This window comes from Nostoc sp. TCL26-01, assembly GCF_013393945.1.
Taxonomy (GTDB): Bacteria; Cyanobacteriota; Cyanobacteriia; order Cyanobacteriales; family Nostocaceae; genus Trichormus.
Genome location: NZ_CP040297.1, coordinates 4,951,114 through 4,966,820, shown reverse-complemented (window position 1 = coordinate 4,966,820; position 15,707 = coordinate 4,951,114). Strand labels below are relative to the sequence as shown.

The following is a 15,707-nucleotide window of genomic DNA, read 5'->3' as shown; positions in this document are numbered from 1 at the left end:
ACCCCTATCCCCTATTCCCCCTCCCCTGGCAGTTTGGGATGTTGGGCTGAATATTTAGCTACTGTTTGAGAGATTTCAGGATTATATAGCCGCAAGTAATTCCAATAATTACCAAACACTTGACGCACATAATTTCTAGTTTCATCAAAGGGGATGGCTTCGACAAACTCATCTGGATCTTCCTTCGAGATGGTTTGCAACCATTTAGAGACATTACCGGGGCCAGCATTGTAACTAGCGATCGCCAACAAGGAATTGTTACCATATTGCTCATGGGTATGATCCAAATACCATGTCCCCAGCATGATATTGTCGTTGGGATTTTCCAGATTGATCGTTTTGATATCTAAAGGAATTTTAGAAGCAATCCATTTAGCTGTATCTGGCATGACTTGCATTAAACCAGTCGCACCCACCACCGATTTGATTTTGGCTTCAAACCTCGATTCTTGACGCATCAAAGCCGTGACTAACAACGGATTAAGTTGCCGTTCAGTTGACCATTTTTCAATCTCTTTCAGGTAAGGAAAGGGATAACGGGCTTGCCAGTAGATAATCTGTTGACTCAAGGCTTGATACTGGGCTTGTTCTTCAGGTGTTTCCCTATCTTCTAATTTGGAAATGATATCAATCCCAGAGAGATTTTCTCCCCGCGCTAGGCGCATTAAACCTTCAGTAAATTGTTCTGCAACGGTGGGCTGTGGTTTAGTTTGATATTCTGTTTCCCATTGCAACCAAGCATCCCTATCTTGCCCCAGGAGATACAATTCTTGGAAGGTAGCTGAACCAGCAGGTGGTAGAGGACGTTGGAGGGGAACTACTTCTGGGTTGAGTTGGCGGACGTTATTAAAATCGCCGACATTTAACCCTAATATATTCGCTGATCGCCAAGCATAGTAAGATTGAGGAAACTGGCTAATCACGTACTCATAAGCAGTTTTAGCTTCCTGTTGTTTACCGACAGCCGTTGCCCATTTACCCAACCAAAAGCCAGCTCTCGGAGCCAAAATACTATTAGGGTTATTGGTGACAATTGGTTGTCCCCATTTCCAAGCGGCGGTGTAATCTCCAGCCTTGGCTTTTTCCTGGGCGATTTTCCAGCGATATTCGGCAGATTCATCCGACTTAGCATATTTAGTAATTAGTTCCTGCCAAGTCTGTTGTGCTGATGTTTGATCATTAAGCGCTTGGTAAATTTGCGCTTTTTTGACTAGTGCTGTACTCGCTTGTTCTGGAAATTTAGCAATGACTTGGTTGAGATAAGGTAGAGCATCTTTACCAGTTTTTGCCATCTCTGCCAAACGTAACCAAGCAGTTCCGGTTTCACGAGCATCAGGAAACTGCTGTATTAGTTGATTATAAGTGGCGATCGCTTTTTCTCGATCCTTTCCGCCTACCTGCAATCCTCGTGCTGTGCGGTAGAGATTACGGGCTGTTTTCGGAGCTTTGGCATAAGCGTTAGCAGCCTTGAGAAATTGATTGTTCTCCCAGTAAGCCGTCCCGATGGTTTCCCAATCTTGTGGTTTGAGGGTAGGCTGTTGTACTAACTTATCCAACACGCCCACTATACCGATACCTGGTTGACTATAGGCATATTTCGCCAAGACTAACTGCAACTGTGGCTGATTAGGATTTTCTTGCAAGCGCTTGTTGATGATTTCCCAAGTGAGGGGATGAGAGGGAAATTTAGCGATCGCGCTATCCTGTAATTTAGGTTGAGCAATCAGATAAATTGCTTTGACAGCAGCAGCTTCTTGGGGATACTGTTTTAATACCTTTTGTCTCAAATCAGAAGCTTTACCATCTTCACCCACAAGATCCTGTGCTTGAGCTTGTTTCAGCAAAATGTAGGGAGCAATCACAGGATAATCTTTCTCCAATCCTGTGAGCAATTGCAACGCTTTCTGCCCCTGCTTAGTCTCAATATAATCACTCGCCAACAGATAACGGGCTTGTTCTCTTTCTGGTGAACGAGAATTTTGTGCGAGTTGTTCTAATTGTGCCGCACGTTCTGCTGGAGATTTTGATATCAGTGAGAACACAGCCGATTTTACTTTCGTTGACTGTGATAACTGTTCTGGCTGCCCTTTAGCAAAATTCAGCCATTGCCCCAAGGATTTACCAACTATAGGTGCTGACACCATCGCCCCAGCTGAAAAGGCAAACAGTGCCGCACCAGCGATGAGAGAAATTTGCTTTTTTTGTAGTTTCTTCAGCATGGATACTCGATGAAAAGTGCCGACGAAGTTCCTGAAACTCTAGCATTACTTGCCATGAGTGTAATCATCCTTTCATTTGAAATTTTTATTTTTCGGAAAAATATTACAATTCGTAGATGCTGATTTCGTTTTTATCATGTAAATGATACACACTTTAGATAATCGACAGTTTCCATACTTCCCATAAATCTCATCAAATTAACATATGGTGGTCATTGGTCATTGGTCATTAGTCAATAGTCATTGGTCAATAGTCAATAGTCAATAGTCATTGGTCATTGCGCTTTAGCCAATGAGACGGTTATTTCTGGGGAAAAATCTAGTCGAAATTTAATGGTTGCCGATAACAGGATGCTAACTACTGATCAAAAATATTACTAGTATGTAGGTGCTGATCAACTGAAACCTAAAAAGAGCCAATTTATAAATCTCCAACTTTGAATTGGGTCATCAGGTGGAGGATGCCGTCTAATTTCTCTATCAGCAGCGCGAATATTAATGATTCTCACTCGATTAAATTCCAATGCTGTTACTGTCGCGCGTCCTATTGGTGTTAAGCCAATAATAGAAAGTGTATCTTTTGACCAAATAAAATGTTCTTGCCAACTGTCAGTGCGAGGATGAAATAAAAGTACTTCCGATGAGGACTGTTCATCAAACACTTTAACTTTATCAGATTTTTGGCGATTGCAATGAAAACAAGCCAAAGCCAAATTATCAATTGAGTTAGCCCCACCTTTTGAAATAGGAATCACATGATCTACAGTGAATGTGATATACTGCCATTGCTCTGACGCATGACAATATTCACACACAGACTTGGCTCTTTGTCTGACTTGATTTTGAATAGCTTCACTAATATAACGATTCGCAGACAAATCTCTAATTTCCTAAAATTAGCTTTCGTTTTGAATTAATGCTGTGTTTCTAATAATCCGATTCACCAAACTTAGATAATCATCTAATTCTTCATATCCGTCTAATTCGGTTTCTTCTGCAAAAGTTAGAGATGATTCTTTTTGTTTAATTAATAAAGCTTCAATTCGCCCTTGGACTAAACTGGATGCACGAAATATTGGCACTCCTTCTACTAACTCAATGCGAACAGCACCATCTAAGGGTAGACTATTGGGTAAGTGTGACAATTTCAGAGGTAAATTGATTGTCATGATATTTATTTCCCAATATAGGAATCTGATTTGATTACTGAAATAATTTACGTAGGTAGGCAATAGGCAATAGGCAATAGGCAATAGATAAGAAGTTTCTTGACTGGTACTGATTTTTTTCAATAATCAAATACTAGTCCTATATTTGAATTAAAATTATAGCGTTTCTTGCTTTAATGAGGTAAATTTCATTGAGTTAGGGACTAGAAGCTAGGCAAGCAGAGAAGCAGAGGAGAATAATTAATGACTACCCATTACCCATCCCTCGCTCCCTCACTCCGTCACTCCCTTACTCCCTCACTCAGCACTCATCACTCAGCACTCATCACTAAATGACTGTCAAAATGTTCTAATTGTTTATGTACGAAAATGCTCAATAGTTGATTTAGGTAATTTTACATGGCACTGGAATCTTTCAATTTGCCTCTGGCGTTTCTATTTACTTCTCCAGGCCCTATTCTAGTGAAAATCGGCCCCATCACTATTCGCTGGTATGGCTTGTTGATTGCCTCAGCCGTGTTAATCGGTGTGAGCCTTTCCCAGTATTTAGCAAAACGCCGACAGGTTAATCCAGATTTACTCAGTGATTTGTCAATTTGGCTGGTAATTGGAGCGATTCCCGCCGCTAGACTTTATTACGTTTTGTTTCAGTGGGCAGAGTATGCAGAAAATCCCGAAAGGATCATTGCGATTTGGCAAGGTGGTATTGCGATTCACGGGGCAATTATTGGTGGAACATTGGCGGCGTTAATTTTTGCCAAGCTGAAGCGAGTGTCTTTTTGGCAACTAGCAGATTTAGTAGCTCCTTCCTTGATTTTAGGACAGGCGATCGGGCGATGGGGCAATTTCTTTAACTCAGAAGCTTTTGGCGCTCCTACTAATTTACCCTGGAAGCTCTACATCCCCCTAGAACGTCGTCCCCCAGATTTAGCAAATTTTGAGTATTTTCACCCCACATTTCTCTACGAATCTGTGTGGGATTTAATGGTATTTGCTCTACTGTTAACATTATTTTTCCGAGGCTTATCTGGCAGACCACGTCTACGCTTAGGCACTTTGTTTATGGTTTACTTAGTAACCTACAGTTTCGGTCGTTTGTGGATTGAAGGACTCCGCACAGATAGCTTGATGCTAGGGCCTTTACGCATAGCCCAAATTGTCAGCCTAAGCGGTATTGTTATAGGATTAGCCGGATTAGCTTGGCTCTACATTAATAAACGCTTTCTACCTGATGTGGTTTCTCCATTGAAAGAGAATGGGGAGTGATAGAGAGTGCTGAGTGCTGAGTGCTGAGTGCTAAGTGAGGGAGCGAGGGAGTGAGGGAGTGAAGGACAGGGGGAAAAGGGGAAAATAATTTTGACTATTGACTAATGACTAATGACCATTGACTAATGACCATTGACCATTGACCAATGACTAAAAATAAAAAATGCCCCAGAGAAATCTCTAGGGCTTAACCAGGGTGCATCTACCATTACTCTCTACTAGGGCTAGGGAGTTAATCCGGAAAGATACTGAGCAAATTTCCAAAAATTTTTTTGAGGCGAAAATATCTACCTGTAAATACTTAGTGTTTTTAGAAAATTTTGTATGAAAAATAGTTTAAATTCCCTAGAAGCCGCAGTCTATATTGTGGGAGCAGGGCCTGGAGATCCGGATTTACTGACGGTTAAAGCACAAAAGTTGCTAGAGGTGGCTGATGTAATTTTATTTGCGGATTCTTTAATCCCAGAACAGCTTTTACAATTTTGTCGGGAAGATGCGGAAATTATTCGGACGGCTGACAAGACTTTAGAGGAGATTTTACCGTTAATGATTGACAGAGTGCGATCGCAAAAAAAATCTCTGGTACGTCTCCAATCGGGTGATCCTTGTCTTTACAGCGCTATCCATGAGCAAATGCACCTCCTCGCTGATGCAAATATTCCTTTTGAGGTGATCCCCGGTATTAGTGCTTTCCAAGCCGCAGCCGCTAAACTAAAAGTTGAATTAACTGTTCCTGGTTTAGTCCAGACTATTATCCTGACGCGCATCAGTGGACGTACACAAGTCCCAGCTAGGGAAGAATTAGCCACTTTAGCAGCCCATCAAGCGAGTTTGTGTCTGTATTTAAGTGCGCGTCATATCGAAAATGCCCAAGCCAAATTATTAGAACAGTATCCAGCCGATACCCCCGTGGCTATTTGCTTTCGCATCGGATGGCCCGATGAAAAAATTCGTGTAGTCCCTCTCAACCAGATGGCTGATTGTACTCAGGAAGAAAACCTGATGCGTACCACATTATACGTGATTAGTCCAGCATTATCAGAGATCAGGGGGCGATCGCGTTTATATCATCCTGAGCATGATCATCTGTTTCGCAGTGCTAAGAATTAGCAAAAGTGTCTCAAGTCTAAAATTAGGGTGGCATAGCTTTACCACCCTACAACTTACGAAATCTGTACTATTGCTTATCCTTGGGTAATTCCAGAACTAAGGGAGGATTACCGTTTTTTTCTGCTGATTCTGTTGTCTCACCCGGCTTATTGGTTTGATTCCACAAAATCATGGATAGTAACCCATCAACCAAACCATTGGTACTGCCATTGCTGCCACCAACTAAGACATCGGGGATTAAACGGACATGGCGATCGCCTATAATCTGCATCAGTTGCATAGCGGTATAACCTTGTGTACCCAAAGCTTCTACACCAGTGCGGTAGGTTTCCGCTTTAGCATTACCTGTAGCCCGAATTCCTTCTGCCTCGGCAATTGAGCGCAATTTTGTCGATTCTGCTTCCCCATTGGCGTGTTTAATTTGGGCTTGGGCTTTGAGTTCGGCAATTTGCACACTCTGTTCTGATTTCACCATCTCTTGTTGGATATCCGCCAGGGCTGTTTCCCGCACCAGTTGTTGACGCTGAGTCTGCGCCATTTGCTGCACTTCATAAGTCTTGCGTTGTTCTTCGGCAATTTTTCTATCTGTTTGTGTCTGCATCAACGATGCTGGCGGTTGAATATCCCCAATCAAAGTATCAATTGCCTGCACATCATAAGCCCGTAAGGCAGCTTTAATATATTCAGATGCTTCTACTTGACGTTCACTGCGAGCATTCAAGAAGTCTAAGACTGTGTAATCTTGAGCCGAGTTGCGGAAATAATTACCAATACTGGGTTCCAGGACATTATCAACCAAGTTTTGCATGGAACCGACACGGGAAATTACCTTGGGTGCATCCAAAGCGCCGACATGGATAATTTGCGACACTTCTAAATCGAAGGCAAAACCATCTGTAGAACGTACTGTCAAAGCTTCTAAATTCGCGTCGTACTTATGTCGTTCGGTACGCCCCGACCAGTTCAACACTATATTAGTTGTGGGAACTAGTTCCACTTTCATGATTCTAGTGTTTAGTGGATGCTTACCAGGATACAAAGCTTCGACCCACACACCCTTATGGCCAGGATTTACCAAGTTACCGTGAGTAAAAGCTGCACCACTCACATCTTCTTGAGCCTTACCTACAAAGGAAATCACTACACCTACATAACCAATGGGAATTTCCGTCATTGGTACTTGCTCAACATTCACAAACCAGGGATTGAGATTCCACGAACCAGAAAGTAAAATCTGCTCTTGTAAACCCCTGCGTCCTCCGCCATCAAGAAACTTTTGGCTGTTTTGGAAGTTATCGTGTCCCGTAATCACTGGCCCAGCGATTTCACCCACCGTAATGGGCATCCCATCCAAAGTAGTGACAACACCCACCTTATCAGAGGCAACTGTGTACACCCGCAACTGTTCGGGACTCATCCCATGAGCATTGGCATTAGCAGTTGTAATTACCTTAAACAGTGCCGTATTAATCCGGTACGTACCTGCCGTCAGAAAACCCATTTGCCGACCTTTTTCACCACTTTGAGTGAGAAATTTCCGGGCATCTTGGAAGTTATCACAATCAAGGATTTTGCCTAAAATCCTCTCTGGTGGAATCGATGCGCCATCAGCCGCCACAATCAAGGCAATTTCACTTTGAGGCACAACAATGACACTTTCTTTACGTACCGAATACTGCCAAGGCCAATAACCCCAATGCCAACCAGGGGCGAGAGTATCAGCCTGCAAACCAGCTTCATTGTTGAGGGCAATCAACTGTCCAGCTGGCAGTCCTTTTCCTGAAACCGCAAACTTCTTGACAACGATGCCAACTTCTCTCTCACCAATGACTACCAAGCCACCAAAAAACAGGGGGACGAAGATCACAAGTCCACCCACCAGCACAACAGGAATTAATACAAAAGGGTCAACCGCAGCAGCTTGATATTGTGTTCTCGTAATTTGTACTTGAGCAATATCAGGCTTGGTTTGCTTTAGCTGAACTGACGCGGAAGTATTTTCTTGAGGAATAGATGTCTTTACATTCGTGGCATTTGCTGCCTGAATACCACTAGTCAGAGCCAATGTAGCTATTAATGTTGTTGCAAAACGAGCTAATTTATTTTTTTGACTTTTACCAAGGGAAGCCGAAAAGCTTTTCATAACTTGCGCCCTTCTGGGCAACTAATTGTCTAAGGTATCACTTCATTTGCGAGGCATGGGATTTCTTAAACTTGGTGTAATTTTTCAACTGGAGTGGAAAAGTTAATTACCCGGATTTCTCACCAGACTTATTAAACTGAGGTTTTCTCTTTGTCCAAAGACTGTAGGGGCGGGTTCATTAAGATCATTGTTAATCATTAATCATTTCTGTAAACCCGCCCCTACCGCTTGTGAGAAATGCGGGATTAGCTGTAGTGGCGTGGCAAGTCTTAATCAAAGTATAAAGTCAACTTAACCTATTGCCAGAAAAATAGTTAAAATATTCCCAGTAGTTACTGTAGATTCAATTAATAACTAATATGCGTTTACCTTTGATCATTGGTGTGGGATTGTTGGTATCTTTGAGCTTTAACTTGCCTGTATTGTCTCAACCAAATACTACCGTCCAAATAGCACAAGCAACATTAAACAATAAACTGAATTTAAGATTATTAAAATACAATCGCAGCTTGTGGAATAGCAAAAATATTTTCAATTATCGCTATACACTCAGCAATAGTTGCTTCTGTATACCTGATGCTAGAGGCCCAGTAATTATCGAAGTCCGCAATGGTCAAACAGTTTCAATTACATCTGTGGCTACTGGTCAACCAGCTGATCCGCAGTTTTTTCAAAGATATAATACAGTTCCCAAATTATTCGATGTGATTCAAGATGCTATCGCACGGCGAGCAGATAGCTTAAATGTGAGTTACAATCACAGGCTGGGCTATCCTACACAAATTAATATTGATTACGAAAGCCAGATAGCAGATGAAGAGTTATTTCTCACTATTGAGAATTTTCAAAAACTGTAATGAATTGTGAATGCAGGGTAGAGAAGACTCTTAATTTCTAGCGCTCAAGTTTTGGCTTTTCCCTCTGTGGTTAAATAAAATATGATTACCACAGAGGCACAAAGACACAAAGAGGATTTTAAGATTTTTGGTCATGTATAAATAGCGAATTTGTTGTAAAGTAGTTCCAGCATTGATAGCCATAAGTCGATTGTTGGAAAAACTAATTTACAAAATCTATGGCAGAACCAATTCGTATTCTTTTGCAAACGACGATCGCTTCAACTGAAGATGACTGGAGTATTGCTCGATTCTCGTTATTACGGGATTATATACAATCCATTAATGATGACGCAGGAAATTCCCTGTTTGCTGTCACAGCACGCGATCGCTTATCAGATAATCAAGGTAATGATCCTATCTTAGGCACACTAGACCAATCAGATTTTGATGAACTCTGGCTATTTGCTTTAGATACTGGCGACGGTTTAACTGAAAAAGATATCGCTGGGATTAATGCTTTTAGAAAACGCGGTGGCGGTATTCTGACAACTAGAGATCATCAAGACATGGGCTGTTCTATGTGCAGCTTAATTGACATTGGTGATGTCCATTATTTTAATACCAAAAATCCCGACCCTGATGATTCTCGCTGGAGTCGAGACGACCCACATACAACATATATATCTTGGCCTAATTACCATTCTGGGGCTAACGGCGACTATCAAAAAATTATCCCTGTCGAACCAATTCACGAACTTTTAAAAAACCCTAATTCCACCTCTGGACTGATTGACTTTTTTCCCGCCCATCCCCATGAAGGTGGTATCGGTGTGACTCCAAACCAAACAAATGCACGAGTGATTGCATTAGGAAAAAGTCTAGTAACAGGCAGGCAATTTAATTTAGTTGTAGCTATCGATCATTATACAGATGCTCAAGGCGATCGCTTAGGACGGGCGATCGCTACCTCCAGTTTCCATCACTTTGTCGATTACAATTGGGACATTACAAAAGGTTGTCCCTCATTCGTAGATGAAGTACCAGGAAACACGATGACAAAAGAACCACGCGCACTAGAAGATATCAAAACCTATGTGCGAAATGTGGCTTTATGGTTAGCTGAGTAGGGAGGAGTCGAATTCTGACACAAGCTAGATGCCAAGATTGTGCGTTTAGACTAACTTTGTTTGCATTCATGCCAAAGGATATGTATAAACGATGGATAAACAGCAATTTTCTGTAGAGAGTACAGCTATATTTGAGCAGTTATGGAATATCACGAAAGAACTACGGCAAAAATTAGATGCACGTTTTGAAGTACATCTGCATCCCTCTACTCAAGATTTACAGAATTATGCGGCTCAAGTAGGAGCAGCGCACGGTTCTCTCAATGCTTTCACTGGTACAGAAATCGATTGGTTAGTCCATTCATGGTTGCGTGAACCACAATCAGGCTTTTGCAATATGCACCTGACAATTTGGTTGGGTTCGCAGATTCGTGTGCCTCATTTGGCTTTTGCCTTTGCCACTGTACCGCATCTATTCTTTTATATGGATTATGTAGCGCGGAGTGATTTGTTTACTGACTTAGATTATTTAGATCGTTACTATGAACCTGTCAACGCAACATACTTAAAATTTCTCGATGATGCTCGATTTCAACAGTATATGAGTAAAACTCTGTACATCCGTCAAGTACAGTCGCAAACCAGTTTATGTTACACCAGTCCCGTAACAGAAGAAACGATCGCCACTGTTCAAACGGTAGCTCATGAGATGATGGATCGGTGGTTGGGTTGGGTAGATGAAGCAGAACCCGTACCAGAATCAGAACGTGCGGCTTTAGCAAAACGCGATTTAATTATCCGCCGAGCGATCGCTGAACGTGACCCAGATAATAAAATAGCTACACGCCTATTTGGTGAAGCCATGACTGATAAATTAGTGCGATCGCTCTGGGGAGAAGTGAGAGAATAAGTAGTCAATGGTCAATGGTCAATAGTCAATGGTCATTGGTCATTGGTCATTAGTCAAAATTATTTTCCCTTTGTCCCCTTGTCCCCTTGTCCCTCACTCCCTTACTCATTACTCAGCACGGGCTGAACGCCCCGCTTCCGCTAACAGCACTCCCTCACTCCTCTCATGGCAGATAACTCTGGTAATCTAGATTCATATCGAGCTTTGGCACTGCAAGTTACTTGTCATGCAGTGAATCAGGCGAGCGATCGTCAAGAAGCTGGGTTGATGATGCAAAATAGTATTAGCCGCTTGGCACGACAAATTGCCGCTAGCATCGCTTTTATTGGTTTTGACTGCCGTTTAATTGTGTTACCAGAATATTTTCTCACAGGCTTTCCCTTGGGGGAACCTCTAGAGGTATGGGCAAATAAAGCTTGTTTAGAAATCAACGGTGCTGAATATGAGGAGTTGGGAAAAATTGCCCAGAAACACCAAATTTTTTTAGCTGGTAACGCTTACGAACTCGATCCCAATTTTCCTCAACTATACTTTCAAACCTGCTTTGTCATCGACCCTTCTGGTTCAGTAGTTTTACGGTATCGGCGGTTAAATTCCTTGTTTGCACCTACACCCCATGATGTTTGGGATAAGTATTTAGATTGTTACGGTTTAGAAGCAGTGTTTCCTGTAGCCAAAACGTCCATTGGGAATTTAGCAGCTTTAGCATCAGAAGAAATTTTATATCCAGAAGTAGCAAGATGTTTAGCAATGCGGGGAGCAGAAATTTTTCTCCATTCCACATCAGAAGTATATAACAAAACACTCACCCCCAAAGATGCGGCTAAAATTACCCGCGCTGTAGAAAACATGGTATACGTAGTTTCAGCTAATACAGCCGGACTAGCTAATAGCCCCATCCCCATAGCCTCAGTTGACGGTGGCTCAAAAATCATTGACCATCGCGGTATTGTCCTAGCAGAAACAGGTGCAGGCGAAAGCATGGCAGCATTTGCCGAGATAGATTTAGTCGCATTAAGACGCGATCGCCAAAGACCAGGGTTAAATAATTTACTTTCTCGCCAAAGATTTGAACTCTACGCTCAAAGTTACTCCCAGTCAATTTACCCAGCTAACACCATGTTGGACAAAGAAATCAACCGTCAACACTTCATCCAAACCCAACAAGCCACCATCGAGCGTCTGTCACAATTAGGGATAATTTGTAAGGGGAGTGATGAGTGCTGAGTAGGGAGTGAGGGAGTGAGGGAGTGAGGGAGTGCTGAAGAATCGGACTAATGACTAATGACTAATGACTAATGACTATTGACTATTGACCATTGACCATTGACTATTGACCAATGACAAAACCAATGGAAGTTCGTAATCCCAGGACGGGAAAATTTGATTATGTGATTATTCCACCGCCGCCGAGGCTGTTGGCACAGCAATGTAATCGGGCGCGGCGATCGCAACCTCGTTGGTTACAATTGGGTGTAGAGGGAAGAATCACCGCTTTGCAGCAATGGAAGCAAGCGATTATATCCAAACGTGAACAGTTAACAGAAGCTTTGGTCAATGATACAGGTAGATTATCGATATCTGTGTTAGAAATTGATTCTTTTTTAGCTAGTATTGACCGTTGGTGTGGTTTAGCGCCAGAATTACTGCAAGAATCAGCTAAAAATACCAGCATTCCCTTCATTGCTCTGCAACAAACGGCTGTACCTTACTCCTTAGTTGGGGTGATTAGTCCGTGGAATTTTCCCCTATTGCTCTCGATGATTGATACAATTCCGGCTCTCATAGCAGGTTGTGCGGTAATTGTCAAGCCTAGTGAAATTGCACCCCGATTTGTCGCACCACTGTTGACAGCTTTGAATACAGTCCCCGAATTGCGGGAAGTTTTGGTTTTTCTGGAGGGAGGTGGAGAAACTGGTGCAGCTTTAATTGAGTGTCTAGATTTAGTCTGTTTTACAGGTAGTGTCTCTACAGGGAGAGAAGTAGCCCAAGAGGCGGCTAGACTATTTATTCCCGCTTATTTAGAATTGGGAGGTAAAGATCCAGCGATCGTTTTAGAGTCAGCTAATTTAGAATTAGCCACCTCAGCGATTTTGTGGGGTGCAGTGGTGAATACGGGACAGTCTTGTTTATCTATTGAAAGAATTTACGTTGCTGAATCTATATTTGAAGACTTTTATCATAAATTAGTAGCCAAAGCCCATCGTCTGCAACTAGCTTACCCCACGGTAGAAGATGGAGCGATCGGCCCTATCATTGCAGAAAGGCAAGCTGGGATTATTAATGATCATATTTTAGATGCAGTGGAAAAAGGTGCAGTTATTCATTGTGGCGGTAAAGTCGAAGAACTAGGCGGTGGTTGGTGGTGTCGTCCAACAGTGCTAACGCAAGTTAATCATTCCATGAAAGTCATGACAGAAGAGACTTTTGGCCCTATCATGCCTGTGATGCCGTTCCCCACTGTAGAAGAAGCGATATATTTAGCCAACGACTCCATCTATGGACTGAGTGCGGCGGTGTTTGCAGGTTCCGAAGCAGAAGCTTTAACAGTTGCGCGACAATTAAATGCAGGTGCTATCAGTATCAATGATGCTGGACTCACAGCGATGATGCACGAGGGAGAAAAAAATGCTTTCAAGTTCTCCGGTATGGGTGGTTCACGCATGGGTGCATCAGGCTTAAAGCGGTTCTTACGAAAACAAGCATTTTTAATTAAAACCAACTCTAATCATGACCCTTGGTGGTTTGAGTAGTGAGTGCTGAGTAGTGAGTGCTGTTAGCGGAAGCGGGGCGTTCAGCCCGTGTTGAGTGTTAAGTTCTGATACCGTTGGGTTACTCTCCCTTGAAGGCTTACGCCTACATTCTTTAAGCCAACTTACACCAGTTGTAGTTTTTAGTCTTAACTGAACCGTATTGTATTCTATTTCCAGTTTGCGATCGCACTTTTTTATTTGACAGTAAAAATGCTCATTTTACTGGTAGAGTGTGATCGTCTTCTAGCTCCTCTGATGCTGCAATTTCTGAAAAACCTATAAGCCTGACAGGGGGACGTTCGGGAAATTCCACAACAAGGCGTAATTCTCCTCCCATTGCTGCAATATACTTCTGCAAAGTGGACAGCATTAAATCTGCGCGCTGTTCTAGTTTAGAAATATTCCCTTGGTCAACTTGCAGAAGTTCTGCCATCTGTGCTTGGGTGAGTTTAAGTGCGAGCCTTAGTTGCTGTCGAGTCATTTCCTCGGCGATGAGCAAGTTCGATTCTTCTTCAATCTTTTTTTGTCGTTCTGGTGATAACTGTTCTAATTTTTCTTTCAGTGTTCTACCCATAAATAATCCTCACTTTTCCTCATGTTCAGTCTTTAATTGAGCTAAGTGTGCATCAAATCTAGCATCGGCTGTTTTGATCAGTTGTTTGTAAAAACGACTTTCACTACCACCTGATTTGTCACCTGCGACTAGCAATATTGCATAACGTTTAGGATCAAATGCAAAGGCGACACGCCAAACACCATCTGCTGCTTTAAATCTGAGTTCCTTCATGTTGCTATGTCGTGAACCATTAAGTGTGTCAACATGAGGTCGTCCCAATTCAAAACCAAAAGCTGCCAATAGACTGGCACGAGCAAGTAACTTATTTTGCACCTCTTCTGGTATGGCATCGAATTCCGGTTCAAAATCTGGATGAAATTCAACAACCCAACTCATTAATTATGCACTCAAGAACATATACTTTCAAGAGTATATTAAAGCTTCGTAATTCCTTGGGAAAACTAAGTTGTTTACGAACACGCTCCGAGCAACTTGCTTCCCACTTGCAGATTGATTCACAATAGAATAACTCAGCAAATTTAATACTTATTAACCAGCTTGAAAAACTTATTCTGTTGGCAACTCTTGTAGTAGATAGCCCAGCGCTTTTACTAAAGTTTGATTTTGCTCATCAGTGCCAACTGTGATCCGTAATTTATCATCTAATCCTGGTTGTTTAAAGTAGCGGATGAGAATTTTCTGTGCTTTCAATTGTTGATAGAGGTATTCGGCATTGTTTTGGGGAGGTTGCACTAATAAAAAGTTGGTTTGAGAATCCCAAACATGAAAACCTAAGTTTTTTAAGTCTGTTGTTAGTTGATTTCTGGATGCTTGAATCTTGGCTACACAGGCATTTTTATAGGCTTGGTCGATAATAGCGGCTGTGGCGACCGTAGAGGCGATCGCATCCACATTATAGCTGTCTTTCACTTTCAATAATCCATCTAATAATTGAGGATTTGCCACCCCAAAACCCAACCGCAACCCGGCTAGGGAATAACCTTTAGACAGTGTGCGAATTAAAATGACGTTTGCATACTCCTGCACTAAATCCACAGCATTTTCTTGAGCAAAGTCTACATATGCTTCATCAATAACTAACACCCCAGATAAATGACTGGCTAATTTGCGTAAGTCAGCCTTCGCTACTATATGACCAGATGGACTATTGGGAGAAGCAATAAATGTAACCGCACCATCAGCCGCAATCAACTCATCTAAAGGTAAACTATAGTCTTCCTTGTAGGGAATCTCTACAACATCCGCCGCCTGCATCTCGGTTAATGTGCGATACAAAACATAAGTAGGCATGGGATAAACTACCTTTCGTCCCGGTTCTGTACAAGCACGAATAACTATACTCAAAATTTCGTCGCTACCATTACCGACAATCATCCAATCACTAGGAACACCCAAAACTTGACTAGCCGCTTGGCGAAATTCTCCCCCAAATGGTTCGGGATATCGCCGCAACTGTTCACCATCAATATTTTGCAACGCGGCTAAAGCTAGAGGCGAAGGAGGGTAAGGATTTTCGTTGCTGTTGAGTTTAATGATTTGCGTCCCCCGTGGTGGCTGTTCACCGGGAATATAGCTAGCCATTGCATCAACATTGGCGCGGAAGTAATTGGGCATAAGAATTTAAAATTCCCAGTCAATAGAACTTAGGCTGTTG

At 42.2% G+C, this 15,707-nt stretch carries 14 protein-coding genes; 7 read left to right on the top strand and 7 right to left on the bottom strand.

What is annotated here, in order from left to right:
• Window positions 1-11 precede the first annotated feature (11 nt).
• From FD725_RS21460 to FD725_RS21450, 3 genes are all read right to left on the bottom strand, one after another.
• Window positions 12-2,219: a transglycosylase SLT domain-containing protein gene (locus FD725_RS21460; protein ID WP_179050022.1), complete on the bottom strand. Its 2,208-nt coding sequence runs from the start codon at window positions 2,217-2,219 to the stop codon at window positions 12-14.
• A gap of 395 nt (window positions 2,220-2,614) precedes the next feature.
• A complete protein-coding gene (locus tag FD725_RS21455) occupies window positions 2,615-3,097 on the bottom strand; it encodes an HNH endonuclease (RefSeq protein WP_179050021.1) in 483 nt (160 codons plus the stop codon).
• Between the two features lie 18 nt (window positions 3,098-3,115).
• Window positions 3,116-3,388: a hypothetical protein gene (locus FD725_RS21450; RefSeq protein ID WP_179050020.1), complete on the bottom strand. Its 273-nt coding sequence runs from the start codon at window positions 3,386-3,388 to the stop codon at window positions 3,116-3,118.
• 399 nt (window positions 3,389-3,787) lie between these two features.
• Between FD725_RS21450 and lgt the strand changes: the two genes are divergently transcribed.
• Both lgt and cobM read left to right on the top strand, forming a co-directional pair.
• Window positions 3,788-4,654 carry a prolipoprotein diacylglyceryl transferase gene (lgt, locus tag FD725_RS21445; protein ID WP_179050019.1) on the top strand — a complete coding sequence of 289 codons (867 nt, stop codon included), beginning with the start codon at window positions 3,788-3,790 and terminating at the stop codon, window positions 4,652-4,654.
• A 324-nt stretch (window positions 4,655-4,978) separates the two neighbouring features.
• Window positions 4,979-5,764 carry a precorrin-4 C(11)-methyltransferase gene (gene cobM / locus FD725_RS21440; protein ID WP_179050018.1) on the top strand — a complete coding sequence of 262 codons (786 nt, stop codon included), beginning with the start codon at window positions 4,979-4,981 and terminating at the stop codon, window positions 5,762-5,764.
• Between the two features lie 67 nt (window positions 5,765-5,831).
• Here cobM and FD725_RS21435 read toward each other — a convergent pair whose 3' ends face one another.
• A complete protein-coding gene (locus FD725_RS21435; protein WP_179050017.1) occupies window positions 5,832-7,907 on the bottom strand; it encodes an SPFH domain-containing protein in 2,076 nt (691 codons plus the stop codon).
• Between the two features lie 359 nt (window positions 7,908-8,266).
• Between FD725_RS21435 and FD725_RS21430 the strand changes: the two genes are divergently transcribed.
• The 5 genes from FD725_RS21430 (at window position 8,267) to FD725_RS21410 (ending at window position 13,476) form a co-directional block, all read left to right on the top strand.
• Window positions 8,267-8,764 (top strand): DUF6174 domain-containing protein, encoded by a 498-nt coding sequence (locus FD725_RS21430; protein ID WP_179050016.1) that lies wholly within the window; start codon window positions 8,267-8,269, stop codon window positions 8,762-8,764.
• Between the two features lie 218 nt (window positions 8,765-8,982).
• Window positions 8,983-9,873, top strand: coding sequence for a hypothetical protein (locus tag FD725_RS21425; RefSeq protein ID WP_179050015.1), 891 nt, complete (start codon window positions 8,983-8,985; stop codon window positions 9,871-9,873).
• A gap of 91 nt (window positions 9,874-9,964) precedes the next feature.
• Window positions 9,965-10,723, top strand: coding sequence for a red chlorophyll catabolite reductase (locus FD725_RS21420; RefSeq protein ID WP_179050014.1), 759 nt, complete (start codon window positions 9,965-9,967; stop codon window positions 10,721-10,723).
• Window positions 10,724-10,888: 165 nt separating this feature from the next.
• Window positions 10,889-11,950 (top strand): nitrilase-related carbon-nitrogen hydrolase, encoded by a 1,062-nt coding sequence (locus tag FD725_RS21415; RefSeq protein WP_179050013.1) that lies wholly within the window; start codon window positions 10,889-10,891, stop codon window positions 11,948-11,950.
• 113 nt (window positions 11,951-12,063) lie between these two features.
• On the top strand, window positions 12,064-13,476 hold the full coding sequence (locus tag FD725_RS21410) for an aldehyde dehydrogenase family protein (RefSeq protein WP_179050012.1): 1,413 nt from the start codon (window positions 12,064-12,066) through the stop codon (window positions 13,474-13,476).
• A 214-nt stretch (window positions 13,477-13,690) separates the two neighbouring features.
• On the opposite strand, the gene FD725_RS21405 is transcribed toward FD725_RS21410, so the two are convergent.
• The 3 genes from FD725_RS21405 to hisC all read right to left on the bottom strand — a co-directional run bounded on the left by FD725_RS21405 (window position 13,691) and on the right by hisC (window position 15,667).
• Window positions 13,691-14,050, bottom strand: a complete 360-nt coding sequence (locus tag FD725_RS21405) for a helix-turn-helix domain-containing protein (protein ID WP_179050011.1) — start codon at window positions 14,048-14,050, stop codon at window positions 13,691-13,693.
• Between the two features lie 9 nt (window positions 14,051-14,059).
• Window positions 14,060-14,428 carry a type II toxin-antitoxin system RelE/ParE family toxin gene (locus FD725_RS21400; protein ID WP_179050010.1) on the bottom strand — a complete coding sequence of 123 codons (369 nt, stop codon included), beginning with the start codon at window positions 14,426-14,428 and terminating at the stop codon, window positions 14,060-14,062.
• A gap of 171 nt (window positions 14,429-14,599) precedes the next feature.
• Window positions 14,600-15,667, bottom strand: coding sequence for a histidinol-phosphate transaminase (gene hisC, locus FD725_RS21395; RefSeq protein ID WP_179050009.1), 1,068 nt, complete (start codon window positions 15,665-15,667; stop codon window positions 14,600-14,602).
• Between the last annotated feature and the right edge of the window lie 40 nt (window positions 15,668-15,707).